Source organism: Ectopseudomonas khazarica (genome assembly GCF_017915135.1).
In the GTDB taxonomy this organism is placed as follows: Bacteria; Pseudomonadota; Gammaproteobacteria; order Pseudomonadales; family Pseudomonadaceae; genus Aquipseudomonas; species Aquipseudomonas khazarica.
The window spans coordinates 3,362,060-3,385,441 of the sequence record NZ_CP068551.1; the positions used below are offsets into that span (position 1 = coordinate 3,362,060).

A 23,382-nucleotide genomic window follows, 5' to 3' on the forward strand; every position below is an offset into this window, starting at 1 on the left:
CCAGTGCGGCGTTCGCGGGTCAGCCCGCTTGTCATTCAACTATAGAGCCCGTGACCACGAACTCACCAATTATCAATGCAGTTTTCCACCGTTCAGCCGTTTGGCGCCACCGCTGGCGATCAATTCGGCCAGTGCGGCGACGTCCAGCAGCGCGCACATATGCTCGATCACCGTACCGGCCAGCCATGGCCGCTGGGTACGCTGGCTGCGCCATTTGACCTCGCTCGGGTCCAGGCGAATCGAGCGGCTGACCTGGTGAACGGCAAGCCCCCACTCGTAGCCCTGCACCGAAATCACGTACTGCAGGCCCTCACGGAAGTCCTCGCGGTAGCGGTCCGGCATCACCCAGCGCGCGGTGTCCAGCACCTTCAGGTTACCGGCCTGGCTCGGCAGGATACCGAGAAACCAGTCCGGCTGACCGAACAACGGCGTCAGCTCCTGCCCCTCCAGCGGGTAGATGGAGCCCAGGCAGATCAGCGGCACGGCGAGCGTCAGCCCGGCGACGTCGAACAGCAGGCACTCGAACGGCTCTTCTGCCCAGGCCGGACGACCATCTGCCAGCAGCCCGGCCGGTTGCGCCGCGACCTCCAGATCGAGGTCGAGGGCGGGAGGCGCCTCATCGATGACTGGCGCCGGCACCCGCAACTCCACGGGCGGCGCTTCCACCAGCACCGCTGCCTGCACCGGAGCAGGCGCGGGCGCCTCGGCCACGGCAACCACGCTCACGGGTTCGAGCAGACGCGCATCACGCACCTGTTCCTCGAGCACCGCGGCCTCGAATTCGTCGAGGCTGACGGACTCCTCCAGCTCGGCAACAGCCTCCTGCAACAGCCCGTCGAGATAGGACTGCAGGGCCAACTGGGAACGCGTGGCGGTGGCGAGGTTACGACTCATGACTGGAACCCGAAACGATATCTTTACAGTCTATCGGCTGCAGCCTGCTCCGACTTGAGTGGCGCAGTTCAACACAAGCGTTCATCTCAGGCCACCTGCGCCGCTGGCTGGTGGCTGAGCAGATGCTTGAGCAGGGCACGGTAGGCAATCACGCCACGGCTGCCCGCGTCGAACTGCGACGGGGTGCGCCCGGCCCGGCTGGCATCGCGCAGGCGCGTGTCGACCGGAATGTAGGCTGGCCAGAGGTGCTCGGGATAAGTATTGCGCAGAACGCGCAACGTGCTCATCGACGCCTGGGTACGGCGATCGAACAGGGTCGGCACGATGGTGTAAGGCAACGCCTGCTTGCGCGAACGGTTGATCATGGTCAGCGTGCCGATCATCCGCTCGAGCCCCTTGACCGCGAGGAACTCGGTCTGCACCGGGATCACCAGCTGCTGGCTGGCCGCCAGGGCGTTGACCATCAGCACGCCAAGCAGTGGCGGGCTGTCGATGATGGCGTGGTCGAAATCCTCCCACAGCTGCGCCAGGCTCTTGGCGATCACCAGGCCCAGGCCGCTCTGCCCCGGAGACTGGCGCTCCAGGGTGGCCAGTGCGGTGCTCGACGGCAGCAGCGAGATGTTCTCGTGGCTGGTGCCATGCAGCAGTTGCTTCGGCAGGCCCTGGGGCACGTTGCCCTGATGCAGGAACAGGTCGAAGCAGCTGTGCTCCAGGGTATCCGGGTCATGCCCGAAATAACTGGTCATCGACCCATGCGGGTCGAGGTCGACCACCACCACACGTTTGCCTGCATCGGCCAGGAGGCCTGCCAGGGCGATGGACGTAGTGGTCTTGCCGACACCACCTTTCTGATTGGCTACTGCCCAGACTTTCATTTTCTCTCATCCTCCCGGCACGCAGCGCTCAGGCCGAGAATGGCTGTCACCTGCACGCGGCAGGCGACTGGGATTTGACAGGTCACGATTGCGGAACCCCCGACGCAGACGCCGGTGCAGGTTGCGTGCCAGCGCCGGACTGTCGAGTCGAGGTACTGCCTGCACCGCGACGGGTATCGAGATTGCGCGAAATCACCAGCACCACCCGGCGATTGCGCGCCCTGCCCTCCGCCGAGGCGTTGTCCGCTATCGGCTGAAACTCGCCGTAGCCTACCGCCGCCAGGCGCGAAGGGTCGACACCATCCATGGCCAGCATACGCACGATGCTCGACGCCCGCGCCGACGACAACTCCCAGTTGGTCGGGTACTGAGCGGTCTGGATCGGCAGGTTGTCGGTGAAGCCCTCCACCTTGACCGGGTTCTGATAGGGCGCCAAAATCTTGGCGACCTTCTCGATGATGGAAAACGCCTGGTTGTTCGGGATGGCGTCTCCACTTGGGAACAGCAGACTGGAACTGAGTTCGATCTCGATCCACATCTCGTTGCCCCGCACCGTCAGCTGATCGCTCTGGATCAGCTCGCCGAACACTTCGCGCACGCTCGAGGCGATGCTCTGCAGGGTGGAATCGGAGCTGGGATCGTCGTGTGTGGTGTCGTCAGGCTCGCTGGTACGCGGCCTTTCTTCACCCACCGGGATCGGCTTGATCGAACGATCCGGCTGATTGAACACTCCCGTCAGCGACTCGGAGAGAATCTTGTACTTGCCTTCGTTGATCGACGAAATCGAATACATCACCACGAAAAAGGCGAACAGCAGGGTGATGAAGTCGGCGTAGGAGACCAGCCAACGCTCATGATTCTCGTGTTCTTCCTGGTGCCGCCTGCGCGCCATGCTGCCATCCCTCCATCAGTCCATGAAGCCTTGCAGCTTCAGCTCGATGGAACGTGGATTCTCACCCTCGGCGATGGACAGGATGCCCTCGAGCAGCATCTCGCGGTAACGCGACTGACGCAGCGCGATGGATTTGAGCTTGTTGCCGGCCGGCAACAGCAGCAGGTTGGCAAAACCCACGCCGTAGATGGTGGCGACGAACGCCACGGCAATGCCGCTGCCGAGCATGCTCGGGTCGGCCAGGTTGCCCATCACGTGGATCAGCCCCATCACCGCGCCGATGATGCCGATGGTCGGCGCGTAGCCGCCCATGCTCTCGAACACCTTGGCAGCCTGGATGTCACGTGCTTCCTGGGTGTAGAGGTCGACCTCGAGGATGCTGCGGATCGACTCCGGCTCGGCGCCATCGACCAGCAGCTGCAGGCCCTTGCGCGCGTACGGGTCAGGCTCGGCGTCGGCGACAGCCTCCAGCCCCAGCAGGCCCTCCTTGCGCGCCACCATGCTCCAGCCGACGACCCGGTTGATGCCGCCAACCAGGTCGATACGCGGCGGAAAGAAGATCCAGCGCACGACGACCATCGAACGCTTGAACACGGTCACCGGCGTCTGCAGAAAAGCAGCGCCCACGGTGCCACCCAGCACGATCAATGCAGCCGGCCCGTTGAGCAGCGCGCCGGCATTGCCACCCTCGAGGTAGTTGCCGCCGAGTATCGCCACGAACGCCAGAATGACGCCGATGAGGCTCAGTACATCCATTGGCAGGCATCCGCATTAGCGTTGGTCACTGGCAGGCCTCGGTCAGGTGACGACCGATGTCATCCAGGCCATAGACGGCATCGGCCAGATTGGCCTTCACCACGGCCATGGGCATGCCATAGATCACGCAGCTGGCCTCGTCCTGTGCCCACACCTGGCTGCCGCCCTGCTTGAGCAGACGCGCGCCCTCACGGCCGTCCGCGCCCATGCCGGTCAGCACCACCGCTAGCACCTTGTCGCCATAGGACTTGGCGGCGGAGCCGAAGGTGATGTCGACACAGGGCTTGTAGTTCAGACGCTCGTCACCCGGGAGGATTTTCACCACGCCGCGCGAATCGACCATCATCTGCTTGCCGCCCGGCGCCAGCAGCGCCAGCCCGGGGCGCAGCACGTCGCCATCCTCGGCTTCCTTGACCTGGATCCGGCACAGCTTGTCCAGACGCTCGGCAAAGGCCTTGGTGAACGCCGCCGGCATGTGCTGGATCAGCACCAGAGGCGCCGGGAAATTGCCTGGCAACTGGGTCAGGACCCGCTGCAGGGCCACCGGACCGCCGGTCGAGGTGCCGATGGCCACCAACTTGTAGGCCTTGCGCTTGGGCGCTGCCGAGGCACTGCTGGACGGCGCTGCGCTGCGCGCAGCCGGGCTGGCCACAGCGGGCCGGGCCGGTGCGGCCGGGCGACTAACCGGCGCTGCCGTCGGACTGGCCGCTGTCGGCGCCGGAGCCACCGCGGCCGAACTGAAACGGCGGTTACTGCGCGCAATGCTGTGCACCTTCTCGCACAGCATCTGCTTGACCTTCTCGGGGTTGCGCGAGATGTCCTCGAAGTTCTTTGGCAGGAAGTCCACGGCACCGGCGTCCAGCGCGTCGAGCGTGACACGGGCGCCCTCGTGGGTGAGCGAGGAGAACATCAGCACCGGCGTCGGGCAGCGCTGCATGATGTTCCTCACCGCGGTGATGCCGTCCATCATCGGCATCTCGTAATCCATGGTGATCACATCGGGCTTGAGCGCCAATGCCTGATCGATGGCTTCACGTCCGTTGGTGGCCGTCCCTACCACCTGAATACTGGAATCGGCAGACAGAATTTCCGAAACACGCCGGCGGAAGAAGCCGGAATCGTCCACCACCAAGACCTTGACAGTCATAAACACTCCTAGACGGCACGGGCTTCGGCCCGTGCCGCAAAACCATCAGAAACGCCGAGCGTAGCGTTTGAGCATGCTCGGTACGTCGAGAATCAGCGCGATGCGACCGTCGCCGGTGATGGTCGCCCCGGACATACCCGGAGTGCCCTGCAGCATCTTGCCCAGTGGCTTGATTACCACTTCTTCCTGACCCACCAATTGATCGACGACAAAACCGATGCGCTGGCTGCCCACGGTGAGGATCACCACGTGACCTTCGCGCTGTTCCTCCTGGAAGGCCTGCGGTACCAGCCAACGCTTGAGATAGAACAGTGGCAGCGCCTTGTCACGCACGATCACCACTTCCTGGCCATCGACCACGTTGGTACGCGACAGGTCGAGGTGGAAGATCTCGTTGACGTTGACCAGCGGGAAGGCGAATGCCTGGTTTTCCAGCATCACCATCAGCGTGGGCATGATCGCCAGGGTCAGCGGCACCTTGATGATGATCTTCGAGCCCTGGCCCTTCTGCGAGAACACGTTCACCGTGCCGTTGAGCTGGGTGATCTTGGTCTTGACCACATCCATGCCGACACCACGGCCGGACACGTCGGAAATCTCGGTCTTGGTCGAGAAGCCCGGGGCGAAGATCAGGTTGTAGCATTCGAACTCGTTCAGGCGATCCGCCGCGTCCTTGTCCAGCAGGCCCTTTTCCACGGCCTTGGCGCGCAGCACGTCGGCATCCATGCCCTTGCCGTCGTCGGTGATCGACAGCAGGATGTGATCCCCTTCCTGCTCGGCGGACAGCACCACGCGACCGGCACGGGCCTTGCCCGCCTTCTCGCGCTCCTCCGGCGTTTCCACGCCATGGTCGACGGCGTTGCGCACCAAGTGCACCAGCGGGTCGGCCAGGGCCTCGACGAGGTTCTTGTCGAGGTCGGTCTCTTCGCCCACCAGCTCGAGGTTGATCTCTTTCTTCAGGTTGCGCGCCAGATCGCGGACCAGACGCGGGAAGCGCCCGAACACCTTCTTGATCGGCTGCATGCGGGTCTTCATCACCGAGGTCTGCAGGTCCGCAGTGACCACGTCGAGGTTCGACACCGCCTTGGACATCGCCTCGTCGCCGCTGTTGAGACCCAGGCGCACCAGGCGGTTACGCACCAGCACCAGCTCGCCGACCATGTTCATGATCTCGTCGAGGCGCGCGGTGTCGACGCGTACGGTGGTTTCCGCTTCGCTCGCCGCCGGTGCCTTGTCGCCAGCAGGTGCCGGCGCGGCTGCGGCGCGGCCAGCAGCGGGCTCGGCCTTGGCCGGAGCGGCCGGCTTGGCGGGCGCAGCAGGCGCAGCAGCCTTGGCCGCTGCGGCGGGCTTGGCCGCAGGTGCAGCCGGTTTCGCTGCCGGAGCGGGAGCAGCCGGCTCACTCGGTGGTACGAACTTGCCCTTGCCGTGCAACTGATCGAGCAGCGACTCGAACTCGTCGTCGGTGATGTCATCACCGGCAGGCGCCGGCGGTTCGCTGGCAGCGACGGCTGGCGCGGCGGTTTCGGCCGGGCCGGAGAACTGCCCCTTGCCGTGCAGCTGGTCGAGCAGCGCCTCGAATTCATCGTCGGTGATGTCGTCACTGGCAGGCGCCGCCGCAGGTGCGGCAGCACCGGCGGTGCTGGCAGGCGTCTCGACCGGGCCACTGAACTGCCCCTTGCCATGCAACTGGTCGAGCAGCGACTCGAACTCGTCGTCGGTGATGTCGTCACTGGCAGGCGCCGCCGCTTCCACGGCCGGGGCATCGCCCAGGGCGTCGAGCAGCTGTTCGAACTCGCTGTCGGTGATGTCGCCGGACGCCGCAGCAGCCGCAACCGGCTCAGGCTCGGGCTCGGGTTCCGGCGCGGCTGTCACGACCGGCGCAGGCGCCGGCTCGGCACCAGCCGGTTCAGCCAGGCGCGCCAGCGCGGCCAGCAGTTCCGGCGTGGCAGGCGTCGGCTCGCGGCGCTCGCGCACCTCGCCGAACATGCCGTTGACTGCATCAAGAGCCTCGAGCACCACGTCCATCAGCTCCGAGTCGACGCGACGCTCACCCTTGCGCAGGATGTCGAACACGTTCTCGGCTATGTGGCAGCACTCCACCAGCTCGTTGAGCTGGAGGAAGCCCGCTCCGCCCTTGACGGTATGGAAACCGCGAAAGATGGCGTTGAGCAGGTTCATGTCGTCCGGCCGGCTTTCCAGCTCGACCAACTGCTCGGACAACTGTTCGAGAATCTCGCCGGCCTCTACCAGGAAGTCCTGGAGGATCTCTTCATCGGCGCCGAAGCTCATATTGTGTGCTCCTTAGAACCCTAGGCTGGACAGCAGGTCGTCGACATCGTCCTGACTGGAGGCAACGTCATCACGCTTATCGGCATGAATCTGCGGACCTTCACCCCGCGATGGCTCTTTTATTTTTTCCTGTTCGGCACGCAACGCTTCGTGGTCATGCTGAATGCCGGCAAAACGGTCGACCTGGCTGGCCATCAGCATCAGCTTGAGCAGGTTGCCTTCCACCTCGGTCACCAGCTGGGTGACCCGCTTGATCACCTGCCCGGTGAGGTCCTGATAGTCCTGCGCCAGCAGAATGTCGTTGAGGTGATTGGACAGTTTGGCGCCGTCACGCTCGCTGCGCGCGAGGAACAGCTCGACGCGCTTGGCCAGCTCGCGGAACCCTTCGGCGCCCATCTCGCGACGCATGAAACGGCCCCATTCGGCGCTCAGGCTCTGCGCCTCATCGCTCAGGTCATTGACCAGCGGAGCGCTCTGCTCCACCAGGTCCATGGTGCGGTTGGCCGCCCTCTCGGTCTGGGTAACGACGTAGTTCAGGCGTTCGGTCGCATCGGCGATCTGCGACAGCTCCTGCGCATGCGGCATGCGCGGGTCGATCTGAAAGTTGACGATGGCGTTGTGCAACTCACGGGTCAGCTTGCCGACCTCGTGATAGAGCCCGCGATCACGGACCTTGTTGAGTTCGTTGATCAGTTGCACCGCGGCGCCGAAATTGCCTTGTTCGAGGCTATCGACCAGGTCACGGGCGTTGTTTTTCAGGGTCGACTCGAGGTCACCCATCGTGGAGTCATCATGTTCCATAGCACCCTCGCGGCCGACATCAGCCGTTGACTCGCTCGAAGATCTTCTCGATCTTTTCCTTCAGCACCTGGGCGGTGAAGGGTTTGACCACGTAGCCATTCACGCCGGCCTGAGCCGCCTCGATGATCTGGTCGCGCTTGGCTTCGGCGGTCACCATCAGCACCGGCAGGTGCTTGAGACGCTCGTCGGCGCGAACGGCGCGCAGCAAGTCGATACCGGTCATGCCGGGCATGTTCCAGTCGGTCACCAGAAAGTCGAAGCTGCCGCTCTGCAGCATCGGCAGCGCCGACGTGCCGTCATCGGCTTCTGCGGTGTTGGTGAAACCCAAGTCCCGCAAGAGGTTCTTGATGATCCGTCGCATCGTCGAGAAATCGTCAACGATGAGGATTTTCATGTTCTTGTCCAAGTCGACCTCCGTACAGTCCCAAACGTATTGCGCTTGCAACTACGTCCTTTAATCGAGAAACCGCTTCCGCCTGCGAGTACGCCGCTGTTCAGCCTGCGCGCCATTCACTCAGTCGCGAGCGCAGGCGTGCCGCGCACTGACTGTGCAGTTGGCTCACACGTGACTCGCTAACCCCCAGCACTTCACCGATTTCTTTCAAGTTCAGTTCTTCATCGTAATACAGCGCCAGCACGAGACGTTCACGCTCGGGCAAACCGGCGATGGCCTCGGCCAAAGCCGCCTGAAAGCGTTCGTCTTCGAGGTCCCGCGAAGGTTCGAGGTGGGTGTGCCCGGCGTCTTCGTGCAACCCGCCGTGCTCGCCATCCTGCAAGAGGTCGTCGAAGCTGAACAGGCGGCTGCCCAAAGTGTCGCCAAGAATGCCGTAGTAATCCTCCAGACTCAATTGGAGTTCGGCAGCAACCTCGTGATCTTTAGCGTCGCGCCCGGTTCGGGCTTCGACTGCACGAATCGCATCGCTGACCATACGGCTGTTACGGTGCACGGAACGCGGCGCCCAATCGCCCTTGCGTACCTCGTCGAGCATGGCACCGCGAATGCGGATGCCGGCGAAGGTTTCGAAACTGGCACCCTTGCTGGAGTCGTATTTGCGCGAGGCCTCGAGCAGCCCGATCATCCCCGCCTGGATCAGATCATCGACCTGCACGCTGGCTGGCAGGCGTGCCAGCAGGTGGTAGGCGATGCGCTTGACCAGGGAGGCATAGCGCTCGATCAACTGGTGCTGGGAGTCCTGCGCCTGCGCCTTGTTGTACATACGAAGTCCAGAAGCTGCTGTCATACGGCACTGTCAGCCGTCGGTTGCTGCACCAGACGCTCGACGAAGAACTCCAGATGGCCGCGGGGGTTGGCCGGCAACGGCCAGGTGTCGACCTTCTGAGCAATCGCCTTGAACGCCAGGGCGCACTTGGATCGTGGGAACGCCTCATAGACGGCACGCTGCTTCTGCACGGCCTTGCGCACGCACTCGTCGTAGGGCACGGCGCCGACATACTGCAGGGCGACATCAAGAAAACGATCCGTCACCTTGGTCAGCTTAGCAAAGAGATTGCGCCCTTCCTGCGGACTGTGAGCCATGTTGGCCAGGACGCGGAAACGGCTGATGCCATGGTCACGGTTGAGCAGCTTGATCAGGGCGTAGGCATCGGTGATGGAGGTCGGTTCGTCGCACACCACCACGAGGATTTCCTGCGCCGCCCGGACGAAGCTGACCACCGCGTCGCCGATACCGGCGGCGGTGTCGATCACCAGGACATCGAGGTTTTCGCTGATGTCGCTGAATGCCTGGATCAGCCCGGCATGCTGCATCGGCGTGAGGCTGACCATGCTCTGCGTGCCCGACGCGGCCGGCACGATGCGAATGCCGCCCGGCCCCTGCAGCAGCACGTCACGCAGATCGCACTCGCCGGCGATCACATCGGCCAGGGTGCGCTTGGGTGTGAGCCCCAGCAGCACGTCGACGTTGGCCAGCCCCAGGTCGGCGTCCATCAGCATCACCCGCCGACCGAGGTCGGCCAGGGCCATGGACAGATTCACCGACACATTGGTCTTGCCGACGCCACCCTTGCCGCCGGTCACCGCAATCACCTGTACGGGATGCATACCCATGTTCTTTCTACACCTTGTCTAACTTCGACTTGACCATCAGGCCGTTCACTCCCGCGCTCATGCGCGAGAGGGTGCAACATCGTCGCCGTTCAGCCGGCGCGCTGCGCGGGCTGGTGATAGAGCCCGGCGAACAACTGCGCCATGGCGTCCTCACTCGGCTCCTCCGCAGACTGCAGGCCCACTGCGCGGCTGACCAGCTGGTGGCTGCGCGGCACCTGCAGGTCATCCGGAATGCGCGGCCCGTCTGTCACATAGGCTACCGGCAGATGCTGGCCTATAGCCAGACCCAATACCTCGCCCAGGCTCGCAGCCTCGTCCAGCTTGGTCAGTATGCAACCAGAAAGTCCGCAGCGCTTGTAACTATGGTAGGCCGCCTTGAGCACTTGGTTCTGACTCGTTGCCGCCAAAACCAGATAATTCTTCGACTTGATGCGTGGCGACGCCAGGCTCTCCAGCTGCAGGCGCAGTGCCGGATCGTTACCCGGCAGGCCTGCGGTGTCGACCAGCACCACGCGTTTCTTGGCCAGCGGCGTCAGAGCCTGCAGCAGAGACTGACCGGGATCGACCTGGGTCACCGATACGCCAAGGATACGCCCAAGCGTCTTCAGTTGCTCCTGTGCGCCAATACGATAGCTGTCCATGCTCACCAGAGCGACCTGCTGCGCGCCGTACTTAAGCACGTAGCGCGCAGCCAGCTTGGCCAGCGTGGTGGTCTTGCCCATGCCGGCCGGACCGACCAGGGCGATCACCCCACCCTCTTCCAGCGGCTCGACCTTGGGCGTCCTGATCGCGTGAGCCAGGTGGGCCAGCAGCATGCGCCAGGCCTGACGCGGCTCGGCCACACCGGCCACCTTGCTCAGCAGGGCTTGCGACAGCTCGGCCGACAGGCCCATGCGCTGCAGGCGGCGCCAGAGGTTGGCCTGCTGCGGACGACGATTCTGCAACTGCCCCCAGGCGATGGACCCCAGCTGGACTTCGATCAGCTCACGCAGGCCATGCAGCTCGAAGCGCATCGCGTCCAGGGCCCGGGGATCGACCGCCGGTGCAGCGGCGACAGGCGCCTCGAGCGGGCGTTGCGGCTTGACCGGCGTCGCCGGCAGCTCGGGCGCCAGCAGCGACTCGTTGGCGAACAACTGGCGATCCTTGCCGGCATCCTGTTCGGCACGGGTGGTCAGCTCGGCCTGGGCGCTGGCGATGCGCGCCTGGGTCTTGCGCAATTCGGCTTCCAGCGCCGGGTTCGGGCGTGCCGGGGCCGGCGCCTGGTAATCCAGCGCAGCCGTCAGCTCCACACCGCCAGCCACGCGGCGGTTGCCGATGATCGAGGCATCGGCGCCCAATTCGTCACGCACCAGTTTCATGGCGGTCCGCATATCGGCGGCGAAGAAGCGTTTGACCTGCATGACCCTTTACCTCAGTTCTGGCCAACCGTAGCGACTATGGTGACCTGCTTGTTGTCCGGAATTTCCTGGTACGCCAGCACGTGCATGCTGGGTACCGCCAGCCGCGCGAAGCGCGAGAGCATCGCCCGGATCGGACCGGCCACCAGCAGGATCACCGGTTTGCCGAGCATTTCCTGGCGCTGCGCCGCATCCACCAGGGAACGCTGCAGCTTTTCAGCCATGCCGGGCTCGAGGAGGATGCCATCCTCGCTGCCCTGACCGGCCTTCTGCAGACTGTTCAGCAATATCTGTTCCAACCTTGGCTCCAGGGTGATCACAGGCAGCTCCGGCTCTAGTCCCACAATGCTTTGCACGATTGCGCGGGCCAGCGACACGCGGACTGCGGCGACCATCGCGGCGGGATCTTGACTCTTCGGCGCGACGTTGGCGATCGCCTCGGCGATGGTGCGGATATCGCGTACCGGCACCTGCTCCTGCAGCAGTGCCTGCAACACCTTGAGCAGGGTCGACAGCGACACCAGCCCCGGCACCAGCTCCTCGGCCAGCTTGGGCGAGCTCTTGGCCAGCAACTGCATGAGCTGTTGCACTTCCTCGTGACCGAGCAACTCGTGGGCGTGCTTGTGCAGGATCTGGTTGAGGTGAGTCGCGACCACCGTACTGGCGTCGACCACGGTGTAGCCGAGCGATTGCGCCTGATCACGCTGGCTGGGGTCGATCCATACCGCCTCCAGGCCGAACGCCGGATCCTTGGCGGCGATCCCATTGAGCGGGCCGAACACCTGGCCGGGGTTGATCGCCAGTTCCCGGTCGGGATAGACCTCCGCCTCGGCGACGCTGACGCCCATCAGCGTCAGGCGATAGGCGTTGGGCGCCAGGTCGAGGTTATCGCGGATGTGCACCGAGGGCATGAGAAAGCCCATTTCCTGCGAGAGCTTCTTGCGCACGCCCTTGATCCGCGCCAGCAGTTGGCCGCCCTGGTTGCGATCGACCAGCGGAATCAGGCGATAGCCCACCTCCAGGCCGACCATGTCCACCGGGGTGACGTCATCCCAGCCCAGTTCCTTGACCTCCTGGGCCTTCTGCGCCGGCAGCAGCTCCTGCTGACGCTGGACCTCCTTGACCTCCTCTTCCTTGGCCTTGCGCTGGCGATGGGCGATCCAGTACGCGCCACCGGCGGCGATCAGGCCCAGACCGATGAAGGAAAAGTGCGGCATGCCCGGCACCAGGCCCATGGCGATCATGATCGCTGCGGCCACGGCCAGCGCACGCGGCGAGGCGAACATCTGCCGGTTGACCTGCGCGCCCATGTCCTCGGAGGTGGACACGCGGGTCACCATCACCGCCGCTGCCGTGGACAGCAACAGGGAAGGAATCTGCGCCACCAGGCCGTCACCGATGGTCAGCAGGGTGTAGACCTTGCCGGCGTCGGAGAAGGCCAGGCTGTGCTGCAGCACGCCGATGGCGATACCGCCGATGAGGTTGATGAACAGGATCAGCAAACCGGCGATGGCGTCACCGCGGACGAACTTGCTGGCACCGTCCATGGAACCGTAGAAGTCGGCCTCCTGCGCCACTTCGCTGCGGCGCTTCTTGGCCTCGACCTGGTCGATGAGGCCGGCGTTGAGGTCGGCGTCGATGGCCATCTGCTTGCCGGGCATGGCATCCAGGGTGAAACGCGCGCTCACTTCGGAGATACGCCCGGCACCCTTGGTGACCACCACGAAGTTGATGATCATGAGGATGGCGAACACCACGATACCGACCACGTAGTTGCCGCCGATCACCACCTCGCCGAAGGCCTGGATCACCTGCCCCGCCGCGCCATGCCCCTCGTGACCGTTGAGCAGCACCACGCGCGTGGACGCCACGTTCAGCGCCAGGCGCAGCAGCGTCGCCGCCAGCAGGATGGTGGGGAACACGGCGAAATCCAGCGGTCGCAGGGCGTAGATGCTGACCAGCAGGACGACGATCGACAGGGCGATGCTGAAGGTGAACAGCACATCGAGCAGGAACGCCGGGATCGGCAGCATGACCATGCCGAGCATGACCAGCAGCAACAGCGGAATGCCCAGGTTGCCATGGCGCAAGCCTGCCAGGTTGCTGCGCACTTCACCGATTAACTGTGCTCGATCTACTGCCACGTGCCCTACCCCAACCATTCAATCTTTTGACGCGAGACTGCGCCCTAGAGGGGTAATGGCAAGAAGCGTTCCACAAATGCCGAAGCCGCGTACGACGCCGCTTACGTGTCGCGACGCAGGTCCGGCGGGATGGGCAGATCCGGCAGCGGTCCGGGGCGCTTGCCCTTGCCGGCGCGGTACTGACGCAGCTGGTAGACGTAGGCCAGCACCTGGGCCACCGCCAGGTACAGACCGGCAGGAATCTCCTGGTCCAGCTCGGTGGAGTAGTACACCGCCCGCGCCAGTGCCGGCGACTCCAGCACCATCACCTGGTGCTCCTGGGCGATTTCACGAATCTTCAGCGCCAGGAAGTCGCCACCCTTGGCCAGCAACATCGGCGCCCCACCCTTTTCCGGGTCGTACTTCAGCGCCACCGCGAAGTGGGTCGGGTTGGTGATCACCACGTCGGCCTGCGGCACCGACTGCATCATCCGCCGCTCGGCCATTTCCCGCTGCAACTGGCGGATGCGGCCCTTGACCTCGGGCTTGCCTTCGGTGTCCTTGTACTCGTCACGCACTTCCTGCTTGGTCATCATCAGCTTCTGCTTGTGACTCCAGAGCTGGAACGGCACATCCACCGCCGCGATCAGGATCAGCCCGCAGGACAGCCAGAAAGCGCTCCAGCCGACGACCTTGAGGCTGTGCAGGATCGCCGGCTCGAGCGGCTCGTTGGCAATCGACAGCAGGTCGTCCTGGTCGACCGACAACACCAGCAGCGCCACGGCCAGGATCACCAGGAACTTCGCCAGCGCCTTGAGCAGCTCGACCAGCGCCTGCACGGAGAACATGCGCTTGAGCCCCGCCAGCGGATTCATCCGGCTGGCCTTGGGCTGCAGGGCCTCGGCAGAGAACAGCCAGCCGCCCAGCGCGATCGGGCCGACCACCGAGGCGATCAGCAAGGCGATGAAGAACGGCTGCACCGCCACCAGGGCGGCCTTGCCGGAGGCCAGCAGGTGCAGGGCCATGCTGCCTTCGTTCATCAGCACGTCGCGCGGCAGGCTGAAGTTGCCGCGCATCACCCCTATCAGGGTGTTGCCCATGTAGGCGCCGAAGCTGATCAGCGCCACGGTGCCGGTGAGCGTCACCGCCAGCGTGTTGAGCTCCTTGGAGCGAGCGATCTGGCCTTTTTTTCGCGACTCCTCGAGCCGCTTGCCTGTGGGTTCCTCGCTCTTGTCGGCGCCGCTTTCACTTTCAGCCATGCGGACTCCTCATCGCGTTTCGGCGAATTCGCCCAGCTGCTGCAGGGCGTCGCTGGCCAGCGCCTGGAACAGGCTGCCAAAATCGGAAAGGCTGACCCAGAAGATCACCAGGCCCATGGCCAGGGTCAACGGGAAACCGATGGAGAAGATGTTCAGCTGCGGCGCGGCGCGGGTCATCACGCCAAAGGCCAGGTTGATCACCAGCAGGGCGGTGACCGCCGGCAGCGTCAGCAGCAGCCCCGCACCGATGACCCAGCCGAGCTTGCCCGCCAGGGTCCAGTAGTGATCGACCATCAGCCCCTGCCCGTAAGGCAAGGTGACGAAGCTCTCGGCCAGCACTTCCAGCGCCACCAGGTGCCCGTTGATCGCCAGGAACAGCAGGGTCACCAGCATCAGCATGAACTGCCCGAGCACCGGCACCGAGACGCCGTTGGTTGGGTCGACCATCGAGGCGAAACCCAGGCCCATCTGCATGGCGATGATCTGCCCCGCGACGATGAAGAGGTGGAAGAACAGCTGCAGGACGAAGCCCAGCATGGCACCGATCAGCACCTGCTCGACGATCAGCAGCAGGCTGCGCAGGCTCAATGCGTCCACCTGCGGCATCGGCGGCAGGGTCGGCACCAGCACCACGCTGATGGCCAGCGCCAGGTACAGGCGCACGCGGGTCGGCACCAGCTGCGTACCGATGATCGGCATCACCATCAGCATCGCCGCGATACGGAACAACGGCAGCAGGAACTGGCCGACCCAGCCGCTGATCTGCGCATTGCTCAACTCCAGCATCGCCCCCTGCCCTCAACCGATCAGGTAGGGAATGTTCTGAATCAGCGTCTGGGTGTACTCCATCAGCTGACTCACCAACCAGGGACCGGCCCAGATCAGGGTGATCAGCATCACCATCAGGCGCGGCAGGAAACTCAGGGTCTGTTCGTTGATCTGCGTGGCGGCCTGGAACATCGCCACGATCAGGCCGACCACCAGGCTCGGCACCACCGCCAGGCCGACGATCAGGACGATCAGCCAGAGCGCTTCGCGAAACAGGTCAACCGCAATCTCGGGGGTCATGTGCGCCTCGCTATAAGGTGCCGAAGCTGGCGGCCAGGGTGCCCATGATCAGCGCCCAGCCATCGACCAGCACGAACAGCATGATCTTGAACGGCAGCGAGATGATCAGCGGCGACAGCATCATCATGCCCATGGCCATGAGGATACTGGCGACCACCATGTCGATGATCAGGAACGGGATGAAGATCATGAAGCCGATCTGGAAGGCCGTCTTCAGCTCGGACGTCACGAAGGCCGGCACCAGGATGGTCAGCGGCACGTCCTCGACACCGGCCAGGTCGGTACGCTTGGACAGGCGCACGAACAGCTCCAGATCGCTCTCGCGGGTCTGCGCCAGCATGAAGTCGCGGATCGGCCCCTCGGCACGCGTCAGCGCCTCCTGGGCGACGATCTCCTCGTTGAGATAGGGCTGCAGGGCGTCGCTGTTGATGCGGTCGAACACCGGCGCCATGATGAACATCGTGAGAAACAGCGCCAACCCCACCAGAATCTGGTTCGAGGGTGTCTGCTGCAGGCCGAGCGCCTGCCGCAGGATGGAGAACACGATGATGATCCGGGTGAAGCTGGTCATCAGCATGACGAACGCCGGGATGAAGCTCAGCGCAGTCATGATCAGCAGGATCTGCAGGCTGACCGAGTACTCCTGCTGGCCGTCCGCGTCCGTGGACAGGGTGATGGCCGGGATCGACAGCGGGCTGCTGCCCTGCTGGATCAGGCTATTGCCCGTGGGCGGATCCTCGGCGAACGCCAGCGAAGTGGCCAGGCTAAGCACCAGCACCAGCAACAGACGCAGCATCAGGATTTATCCTTCTGATCCTTGCCCAGCAGCTCCATCAGGCGCTGGGCGAACTCGGGGGTGGCGGGCTCGGCATCGCCCAGGTGCACCGGCTCCTTGAGCACATGCAGCGGCGCGATGCGCCCGGCGGACAGGCCCAGGAGGATCTGCTCGTTGCCCACCTGCACCAGCACCAGGCGATCGCGCGGCCCGAGCGGCTGGGTCGCCAGCAGCTTGATCACCTGGCCACCACGCGGTGCCAGCTGCTGCACACGGCGCAGCAGCCAGGCCAGCAGGAAGATCAGGCCGATGACCAGCAACAGCCCCAGCAGCAACTGACCGAGCTGACCGGCCACATCGCTGCTGGCCATCGGCGTCGCGGCCTTGCCGGCAGGCTCGGCGGCAACAACGACGCCAGGCAGCGCCAACAGCAACGCAAGGATTCGGCTCATGTCAGCGCAGCTTCTTGATGCGTTCGCTGGGGCTGATCACGTCGGTCAGGCGGATGCCGAACTTCTCGTTGACCACGACCACTTCGCCATGGGCGATCAGCGTACCGTTGACCAGCACGTCCAGCGGCTCGCCGGCCAGGCGATCGAGCTCGATCACCGAACCCTGGTTGAGCTGCAGCAGGTTGCGGATGGTGATGTCGGTGTTGCCGACCTCCATGGAGATGGACACCGGAATATCCAGGATCACATCCAGGTTGGGCCCTTCCAGGTTGACCGGCAGGTTGGGCGACGGCGGTGCGCTGCCGAACTCCTCCATCGGCGCACGCGGCGCGGCGGGCTGCGCAGGTTGTGCGGCCTCCTGCCCGGCCAGCATGGCATCGATGTCATCCTGCCCGGCGTCTTCACCGGCCTCGGCCAGCGCAGCGGCCCACTCGTCGGCCAGTGCCTGTTCCTCGGGGGAAGTGTTTTCTTCGTCTGCCATCGTCTTTCCTCGCCTGGCTTCAGCTATTCGTTCGCATCGGGCCAACCGGCCCACAGGGTTGCCGGCGCTTCAGCGCTGGCGTTCGATCGGGTCCAGCACCTGCAAGGCCAGGTTGCCCTTGTGGGCCCCCAGCTTGACCTTGAAGGTCGGCACGCCATTGGCGCGCATGATCACGTTGTCCGGCAGCTCCACCGGGATCACGTCTCCCGGCTGCATGTGCAGGATGTCGCGCAGCTTCAGCTGACGACGCGCCACCGTCGCGGACAGGGGCACGCTGACATCGAGGATGTCTTCGCGCAGGGCCTTGATCCAGCGCTCGTCCTGATCGTCGACATCGGACTGGAAGCCGGCGTCGAGCATCTCGCGGATCGGCTCGATCATCGAATACGGCATGGTGATGTGCAGGTCGCCGCCACCGCCATCCAGCTCGATGTGGAAGGTGGAGACCACCACCACCTCGCTGGGGCTGACGATGTTGGCCAGCGCCGGGTTGACCTCCGAGTTGACGTACTCGAAGTTGATATCCATCACCGCGTGCCAGGCTTCGCGCAGATCGACGAAGGCCTGATCCAGCACCATGCGCACTACGCGCAGTTCGGTCGGGGTGAACTCGCGTCCTTCGATCTTGGCGTGGCGACCGTCGCCGCCGAAGAAGTTGTCCACCAGCTTGAACACCAGCTTGGCATCGAGGATGAACAACCCGGTGCCACGCAGCGGCTTCATCTTCACCAGGTTGAGGCTGGTCGGCACGTACAGCGAATGCACGTACTCACCGAACTTCATCACCTGCACGCCACCCACGGCGACGTCGGCGGAGCGCCGCAGCAGGTTGAACATGCTGATGCGGGTGTAACGGGCGAAGCGCTCGTTGATCATCTCCAGGGTCGGCATGCGCCCACGGACGATACGGTCCTGACTGGTCAGGTCATACTGCTTGACGCTCGTCGGATCGGCGGCGTCTTCGGTCTCGACCAACCCGTCGTCGACGCCATGCAGCAGCGCATCGATCTCGTCCTGGGAAAGCAGGTCTTGCACGGCCATGTTCGGCTCCCGCTACTGCAACACGAAATTGGTGAACAGCACCTGCTCGACCACAGTGCTGCCGGTTTCCTTCTGGGCCAGCTCCTGCACGCTGGCCAGCGCCTGCTGCAGGAGCATCTCCTTGCCCAGCGGCGTCTGCAGCGCGGCGAAATCCTGACCGGCGAGCAGCATCACCAACTGGTTGCGCAACACCGGCATGTGCACCTTGAGCTTCTCCATCCCGGCAGCGTCGCGCCCCATCAGCGCCATGCTGAGCTGCAGGTAGCGGGTGCGCCCCTGGTAGTTGAAGTTGACGACGAAGGCCGGCATCAGGTCCTGATACAGCGCCGGCTGGTGCCCCGGGGCGGCAGGTGCCTCGGCTTCGCTGGCCGCATGCTCCTCGGACTTGTCGCCCTTGCTGAGAATGAACCAGGTACCGCCAACGGACAGGCCGACAGCCAGCAACAGGCCCACCACGATGAGAATGATGAGTTTGAGCTTGCTCTTGCCGGCGGGTTGTCCCTCGGCCGCAGGTGCCGCTTCTTTCTTAGCCATGCCAATAATCCGTCACTTGTCGGAGTTTTGTCCGCTTTCAAAGGGTTAAGAGCAAGTGTTATGCCAGCATATGAGCAGGCTTGTCTAACTCCGGGCTGCGGATTTAACAGCGCCAGCCTCTTGCTGTCACCTCAAATGCAATCGCCCGGGTTGCCTGAATGGCTACCCAGGCGATTGCAAGTCTAGCGGAGTCACGCCGAACATCGGAGCCGGCGGCCTGTGGCGTGGCGCTCGTTTCGCTCGCGCCAGGCGGCCGCCGATGCCGCGCAGCGGGCCAGGACCGCAGCGTTTCGGCTACGTATCACGCGTAGTAGTCGACGAGCCCCCGACCACTGCTCAGGCGATCGCTGCGGATTTCCTGATGACCGACGGCCTGCCCCTCGTCACCGCCAAACAGGCCATCGCGCGCGCCGGAACCGCCGCGCCCGCCCTCGCCCTGGCCTTGCCCCTGCCAGCCACGGTTCAGCGACTGGTCGGAAACGTTGGCATCGGCCAGGTTCATGCCCTGTTGCGCGAACATCTCGCGCAAGCGATGCATCTGCCCTTCCAGCGCATCACGCACACCGGCGTTGGGGCTGGCGAAGGTGACCTGGGCCTGGTCCTGAGTCATGTGCACCCGCACCTCGAGGCGCCCCAGGTCCGCCGGGTCGAGCTGGATCTCGGCAGACTTGAGGTTCTGGCTGGACAGCCACATGACCCGATCGACCACCGCCTCGCTCCAGCCGGCCTGCTGCATGGCTACCGGCTGGCCGGGCACCAGCGGCAGACGCTGCGCAACATTGGTCTGCTGGTTGAGGGCCTGGGTCAGTGCACTGAGCTTGCTGACGAACTGATCCGGACGATTGGGCTGGACGCTGTCCTTCAGGCTGTCCTGGACATCCTTGGCCAGGCTCTCCAGCGGCAGGTCCAGGGTGGACTCGTCAGTCGTCGTGGTCGACTCCTCGCCCTTGCCCATGGCGGCCATGGCGGCGGCGAAATCGGCACTGGCCACGGTCTTGGTGCTCTTGCTGACAGCCTCCTGCACCGGCGTAGGCTTGACCGCCAACTCCTCCGGCGGCGAATCGAGCATCGCCAGCGGGTCGAGCCCCTCTTCCTCGGTCACCGGCCCGGTCTCTTCGCCAGCGGCAGGGCTGGCATTAGCGGTGCCGGTAATCACCAGCGCCACAGGGTCCAGTTCCTCATCGGGGAGCGCGGCCTCCTCGGTTTGCGGCTGCACGCCACCCAGGGCCATCGCCAGCAACGGGTCGAGCTCCTCCTCCCCGATGTCCTCACTCGGCAAGGAATTGCCGGAGGCGGCAACCTCCGGCTGCTCAGCGGCAGCCGTGGCAGCGTCGGCCTCGGCCGTAGCCGGGCCGCTGCCCTGCTCTGGCTTGGGCTTCTCGACATTGCCAGCATGCTCGCCAGGCTTGGCCTGGCGCTCCTTGGCATATACCTCGGCAAAGCTGGAAGCACCGTTCTTGCTGGGCTCCGGCGCTTTAGCCGGCTGCTTCGCTTTGCTCTTAACCTCAGGCGTGGCCTGCAGGCGCAGATCGGGCAACGCGGACATGGACGCTCTCCGTCTAATGGGTCGTGACGGTATCAGAGCAAAGGACGGGCCAACTCGTGCAATCGCCTAGACGCGATAACGCTGGCGCTCGGATTTGAGCAGGATGCGGACGATGGCAAACTCGCGCTCGATCTGCTCGATCAAGGCCGGTGCCAGCTCCATCGCCTCGCTCCACCCGGCGTCTTCGAGCTCCTTGCACAAGTCGGACAGCATCACCGCGCCCATGTTGCTGCAACTGCCCTTGAAGCTGTGCGCAGCCAGACGCAGCCCCTGCGGGTCGCCCTGCGCCTCGGCCTCGCGCAGCAGGCGCACGCGCTCCTCGGAGTCAGCCACGAAGGTATCGAGCAACGCCGGATATTCGGCTTCCATAACGTCCTGCAGGGCTGCCAGGACGGCATCGTCGAGATGGATATCGGACAACGGGTCACTCCCTGAACGACAGGCTTGGCATTATGCCTCAGCAGACCAGCAAAACTCCACGCTGACGCCCCGGCCATCCGCGCAAAGGCCAAAACCATCACTGAGCTGGCGAACCAGGCCCAGACCGCGCCCGCACAGGGCTTCATCACCGGCCGCATCGACCTCGTCCGGGTCGAATCCCGGCCCGCTGTCCTCGACCCGGATGATCAGCCGACCACCGGCCCCTTCGGGCAGCATCTGCAGGTGAAAGCGCACGTAGCCATCCTGCAGCGCGCCCAGGCGCAGGCGGCGCTCGCGGTAATACTCGGCAAAACCGCTGGCATCGCGCTTCAACGAGGAATCCAGGCCCATCACGCCATGCTCCAGCGCATTGGAGTAGAGCTCGGCAAGCACGGTGTACAGCTCGCCACCGCGCGGCCTCAGCGCCTGCACGTCGAGCAGCAGCTGCAGCAGGTACGGCAAGGGATTGAAATGCCGCAGGCTGTGCGCCCGAAACTCGAAAGTCGCGGACCAGTCCTGCGCACTGCTCAAGCCACTGTCGGCGAACGCCAGCGGCCGGGGACGCCCGTCATCCTCGGGCATCCCGACCTGAACCATGCTGACGTCGTCCTGCTGCTCGCCACGAAACGCCACCAGCGCCCGCTGGATTTCCTCGAACAACGCCGGTGGCTGGCGATTGGCGTCCAGCAGCTCGAGCAGGCGCTGCTCGCCGAACAGCTCGCCCTGCTGATCGCAGGCCTCCAGCACGCCGTCGCTGAGCAGGAAGACCCGATCGCCCAGCTCCAGCGGATAGACCTCGCAACGATCGCTGAACGCGGCAGGGTCGAGAATGCCCAGCGGCAGGTGGCGCGATACCAGGGGCTGCCGCGGCCGGCCATCGGCATGCAGCAGGTAGCCGTCGGGCAAGCCGCCGTTCCACACCTCCAGCAGACCGCGCTTGCTGCTGATGTTGAGCATGGTGGCGCAACAGAACACCCCCACCGGCAGGATGCGCTTGAGCTTGGCGTTGATCTCGCGAAGGATCTCGGCGAGCGCATGGCCCTTGGCGGTCATGCCATAGAACACCTCGGCCAGCGGCATCGCACCGATGGCCGCCGGCAATCCGTGGCCGGTGAAATCGCCAAGCATCACGTGCATGCCGCCCGACGGCTTGTAGGCCGCCAGCAGCAGGTCACCGTTGAACAGCGCGTAGGGCGATTGCAGGTAGCGTATGTTCGGCGCGGCCAGGCAGCCGGAGTGCGCCACCTTGTCGAACACCGCCTTGGCCACGTGCTGCTCGCGCAGCAGGTGCTCGTTGTGCCGGGCGATCAGGTCGCGCTGCTGCAACACCGTGTCGTGCAGGCGGCGCAGGCGATCCATGGCGCCGATCTTGGCCTCCAGGATCACCCGGTTGTAGGGCTTGGCGAGAAAATCGTCGCCACCGGCCTCCAGGCAGCGAACCAGCGCCTCGCCCTCGGTCAGCGAGGTGAGAAAGATGATCGGAACCAGCGCCTCGCCGGTCTTCTGCTTGATCCGCCGGGCCGCCTCGAAGCCATCCATCACCGGCATCAGCGCGTCCATCAGCACCAGGTGCGGACGTTCCAGCTCGAACAGGGCGACCGCCTCGAGGCCATTGCTGGCGGTCGTCACGCGATGCCCCTGGCGACTGACGATGGTCGACAGCAGCATGCGATCGGCCGCGTTGTCCTCGGCAATCAGGATCGACAGACGATCAGGCATGCTCAGGTGATCTGGAACAACTGCTCGAAGTTGGAAATAGCGAGGATCTTGCGAACATCGCTACTGCAGTTGAGCAGGCGGATCTCCGCAGCATCGCCACCGGCATGGTCGCGCAGCAGCAGGAGCATGCCCAGCGCCGAGCTGTCCAGGTAGCTGGTGTCGCGCAGGTCGACCTGATAGCGCTTGGGCGTGATGTTGACGCGCTCGTAGGCGTCACGGAATTCCTGGTGGGAGGCGAAGTCGAAGCGTCCTCGAATCACGATGGTCAGCTCTTGCCCGTCCGCGGACGGTTGCGAGGTAATGGCCATGTCTACTCCTTTGTCGAGACTCTGCCAGATAAGGTGGTTCACGTCTCAAGGTGTAGCACCTGCCCGGCGCCGAAACAACTCCGTTCAGGGTTCGCCGCGATCGATCAGGCGCTGCGCCAGCTCATCGAGCAGCTTCTGCTCGCGTCGATCCTCGGCCAGACGCGCCTCATCGATGTAGCGCTGGACCAGCTTGCGCAGCCCTTCCAGCCGCGCGTAGCGCTGCTGCCAGAGCGCCCGAGCCTTCTCCATGTTGGCGCGGTGCCATTCGAGACTCTGCTGCTGCTGCCCGACGGCCGTCTCCAGCTGCGAGAGAAAGCGCTGATAGTTCATCAGCCACTGCCCGGAGACGCCCTTGCTGCCTTCGCTGATCCACTGCTGCTGGTAATCGCCACGAAAGCGCTCCAGCTCGCCCAGCTTGGCTTCGGCCTGGCCGACCAGGCCCCGGCAGTGTCCCAGCTGGCGGGCGGCCTCGCGCTCGGCCTTCTCCGCCATGTCGACCACCGGCTGCAGGCGTTTGGCCCGACTCAGGCTCATGCC

General features: G+C 64.5%; 25 protein-coding genes. All 25 read right to left on the minus strand.

Features of this window, described 5'->3' with window-relative positions:
* Positions 1-72: 72 nt before the first annotated feature.
* On the minus strand, positions 73-894 hold the full coding sequence (locus JLK41_RS16025; protein WP_210389350.1) for a CheW domain-containing protein: 822 nt from the start codon (positions 892-894) through the stop codon (positions 73-75).
* A gap of 86 nt (positions 895-980) precedes the next feature.
* Entirely contained in the window at positions 981-1,769 is a 789-nt protein-coding gene (locus tag JLK41_RS16030) for a ParA family protein (RefSeq protein WP_210389351.1), read from the minus strand.
* Between the two features lie 82 nt (positions 1,770-1,851).
* Positions 1,852-2,661, minus strand: coding sequence for a flagellar motor protein MotD (gene motD / locus JLK41_RS16035; protein WP_037050475.1), 810 nt, complete (start codon positions 2,659-2,661; stop codon positions 1,852-1,854).
* Positions 2,662-2,676: 15 nt separating this feature from the next.
* Positions 2,677-3,417 (minus strand): flagellar motor protein, encoded by a 741-nt coding sequence (locus JLK41_RS16040; protein WP_037050473.1) that lies wholly within the window; start codon positions 3,415-3,417, stop codon positions 2,677-2,679.
* 25 nt (positions 3,418-3,442) lie between these two features.
* Positions 3,443-4,564: a protein-glutamate methylesterase/protein-glutamine glutaminase gene (locus tag JLK41_RS16045; RefSeq protein ID WP_037050471.1), complete on the minus strand. Its 1,122-nt coding sequence runs from the start codon at positions 4,562-4,564 to the stop codon at positions 3,443-3,445.
* Positions 4,565-4,609: 45 nt separating this feature from the next.
* On the minus strand, positions 4,610-6,853 hold the full coding sequence (locus JLK41_RS16050) for a chemotaxis protein CheA (protein WP_210389352.1): 2,244 nt from the start codon (positions 6,851-6,853) through the stop codon (positions 4,610-4,612).
* 12 nt (positions 6,854-6,865) lie between these two features.
* The gene (locus tag JLK41_RS16055; RefSeq protein ID WP_037050467.1) at positions 6,866-7,654 is read right to left on the minus strand and encodes a protein phosphatase CheZ; all 789 of its coding nucleotides are present in this window, start codon (positions 7,652-7,654) and stop codon (positions 6,866-6,868) included.
* A 19-nt stretch (positions 7,655-7,673) separates the two neighbouring features.
* Entirely contained in the window at positions 7,674-8,048 is a 375-nt protein-coding gene (locus JLK41_RS16060) for a chemotaxis response regulator CheY (protein ID WP_169968482.1), read from the minus strand.
* A 100-nt stretch (positions 8,049-8,148) separates the two neighbouring features.
* Positions 8,149-8,895, minus strand: a complete 747-nt coding sequence (gene fliA / locus JLK41_RS16065; protein ID WP_037050464.1) for an RNA polymerase sigma factor FliA — start codon at positions 8,893-8,895, stop codon at positions 8,149-8,151.
* Entirely contained in the window at positions 8,892-9,722 is an 831-nt protein-coding gene (gene fleN / locus JLK41_RS16070; protein ID WP_167494315.1) for a flagellar synthesis regulator FleN, read from the minus strand. Before fleN ends, fliA begins: the two co-directional genes overlap by 4 nt.
* Positions 9,723-9,811: 89 nt before the next feature.
* Complete coding sequence (flhF, locus tag JLK41_RS16075) at positions 9,812-11,122, minus strand: flagellar biosynthesis GTPase FlhF (RefSeq protein WP_134675534.1); 1,311 nt, start codon at positions 11,120-11,122, stop codon at positions 9,812-9,814.
* Between the two features lie 11 nt (positions 11,123-11,133).
* Positions 11,134-13,263 (minus strand): flagellar biosynthesis protein FlhA, encoded by a 2,130-nt coding sequence (gene flhA / locus JLK41_RS16080; protein WP_371923174.1) that lies wholly within the window; start codon positions 13,261-13,263, stop codon positions 11,134-11,136.
* Positions 13,264-13,364: 101 nt separating this feature from the next.
* Complete coding sequence (gene flhB / locus JLK41_RS16085) at positions 13,365-14,501, minus strand: flagellar biosynthesis protein FlhB (RefSeq protein ID WP_037050454.1); 1,137 nt, start codon at positions 14,499-14,501, stop codon at positions 13,365-13,367.
* A gap of 9 nt (positions 14,502-14,510) precedes the next feature.
* A complete protein-coding gene (gene fliR / locus JLK41_RS16090) occupies positions 14,511-15,287 on the minus strand; it encodes a flagellar biosynthetic protein FliR (RefSeq protein ID WP_037050451.1) in 777 nt (258 codons plus the stop codon).
* Between the two features lie 12 nt (positions 15,288-15,299).
* Entirely contained in the window at positions 15,300-15,569 is a 270-nt protein-coding gene (gene fliQ / locus JLK41_RS16095) for a flagellar biosynthesis protein FliQ (RefSeq protein ID WP_037050449.1), read from the minus strand.
* Between the two features lie 10 nt (positions 15,570-15,579).
* Positions 15,580-16,365 (minus strand): flagellar type III secretion system pore protein FliP, encoded by a 786-nt coding sequence (gene fliP / locus JLK41_RS16100; RefSeq protein WP_037050447.1) that lies wholly within the window; start codon positions 16,363-16,365, stop codon positions 15,580-15,582.
* Positions 16,365-16,796 (minus strand): flagellar biosynthetic protein FliO, encoded by a 432-nt coding sequence (fliO, locus tag JLK41_RS16105; RefSeq protein ID WP_037050445.1) that lies wholly within the window; start codon positions 16,794-16,796, stop codon positions 16,365-16,367. The genes fliP and fliO overlap by 1 nt, the downstream gene beginning before the upstream one ends.
* 1 nt (position 16,797) lies before the next feature.
* The gene (fliN, locus tag JLK41_RS16110; protein WP_037050443.1) at positions 16,798-17,277 is read right to left on the minus strand and encodes a flagellar motor switch protein FliN; all 480 of its coding nucleotides are present in this window, start codon (positions 17,275-17,277) and stop codon (positions 16,798-16,800) included.
* A 69-nt stretch (positions 17,278-17,346) separates the two neighbouring features.
* Entirely contained in the window at positions 17,347-18,318 is a 972-nt protein-coding gene (gene fliM / locus JLK41_RS16115) for a flagellar motor switch protein FliM (protein WP_047592168.1), read from the minus strand.
* A 12-nt stretch (positions 18,319-18,330) separates the two neighbouring features.
* The gene (fliL, locus tag JLK41_RS16120) at positions 18,331-18,852 is read right to left on the minus strand and encodes a flagellar basal body-associated protein FliL (protein ID WP_037050438.1); all 522 of its coding nucleotides are present in this window, start codon (positions 18,850-18,852) and stop codon (positions 18,331-18,333) included.
* Between the two features lie 301 nt (positions 18,853-19,153).
* Positions 19,154-20,398, minus strand: a complete 1,245-nt coding sequence (locus JLK41_RS16125; protein ID WP_210389353.1) for a flagellar hook-length control protein FliK — start codon at positions 20,396-20,398, stop codon at positions 19,154-19,156.
* 66 nt (positions 20,399-20,464) lie between these two features.
* On the minus strand, positions 20,465-20,818 hold the full coding sequence (locus JLK41_RS16130) for an Hpt domain-containing protein (RefSeq protein ID WP_210389354.1): 354 nt from the start codon (positions 20,816-20,818) through the stop codon (positions 20,465-20,467).
* A gap of 30 nt (positions 20,819-20,848) precedes the next feature.
* Positions 20,849-22,537, minus strand: a complete 1,689-nt coding sequence (locus JLK41_RS16135; protein WP_037050430.1) for an ATP-binding SpoIIE family protein phosphatase — start codon at positions 22,535-22,537, stop codon at positions 20,849-20,851.
* A gap of 2 nt (positions 22,538-22,539) precedes the next feature.
* Positions 22,540-22,845 carry an STAS domain-containing protein gene (locus JLK41_RS16140; RefSeq protein ID WP_037050427.1) on the minus strand — a complete coding sequence of 102 codons (306 nt, stop codon included), beginning with the start codon at positions 22,843-22,845 and terminating at the stop codon, positions 22,540-22,542.
* An 84-nt stretch (positions 22,846-22,929) separates the two neighbouring features.
* A complete protein-coding gene (fliJ, locus tag JLK41_RS16145) occupies positions 22,930-23,379 on the minus strand; it encodes a flagellar export protein FliJ (RefSeq protein WP_037050425.1) in 450 nt (149 codons plus the stop codon).
* Between the last annotated feature and the right edge of the window lie 3 nt (positions 23,380-23,382).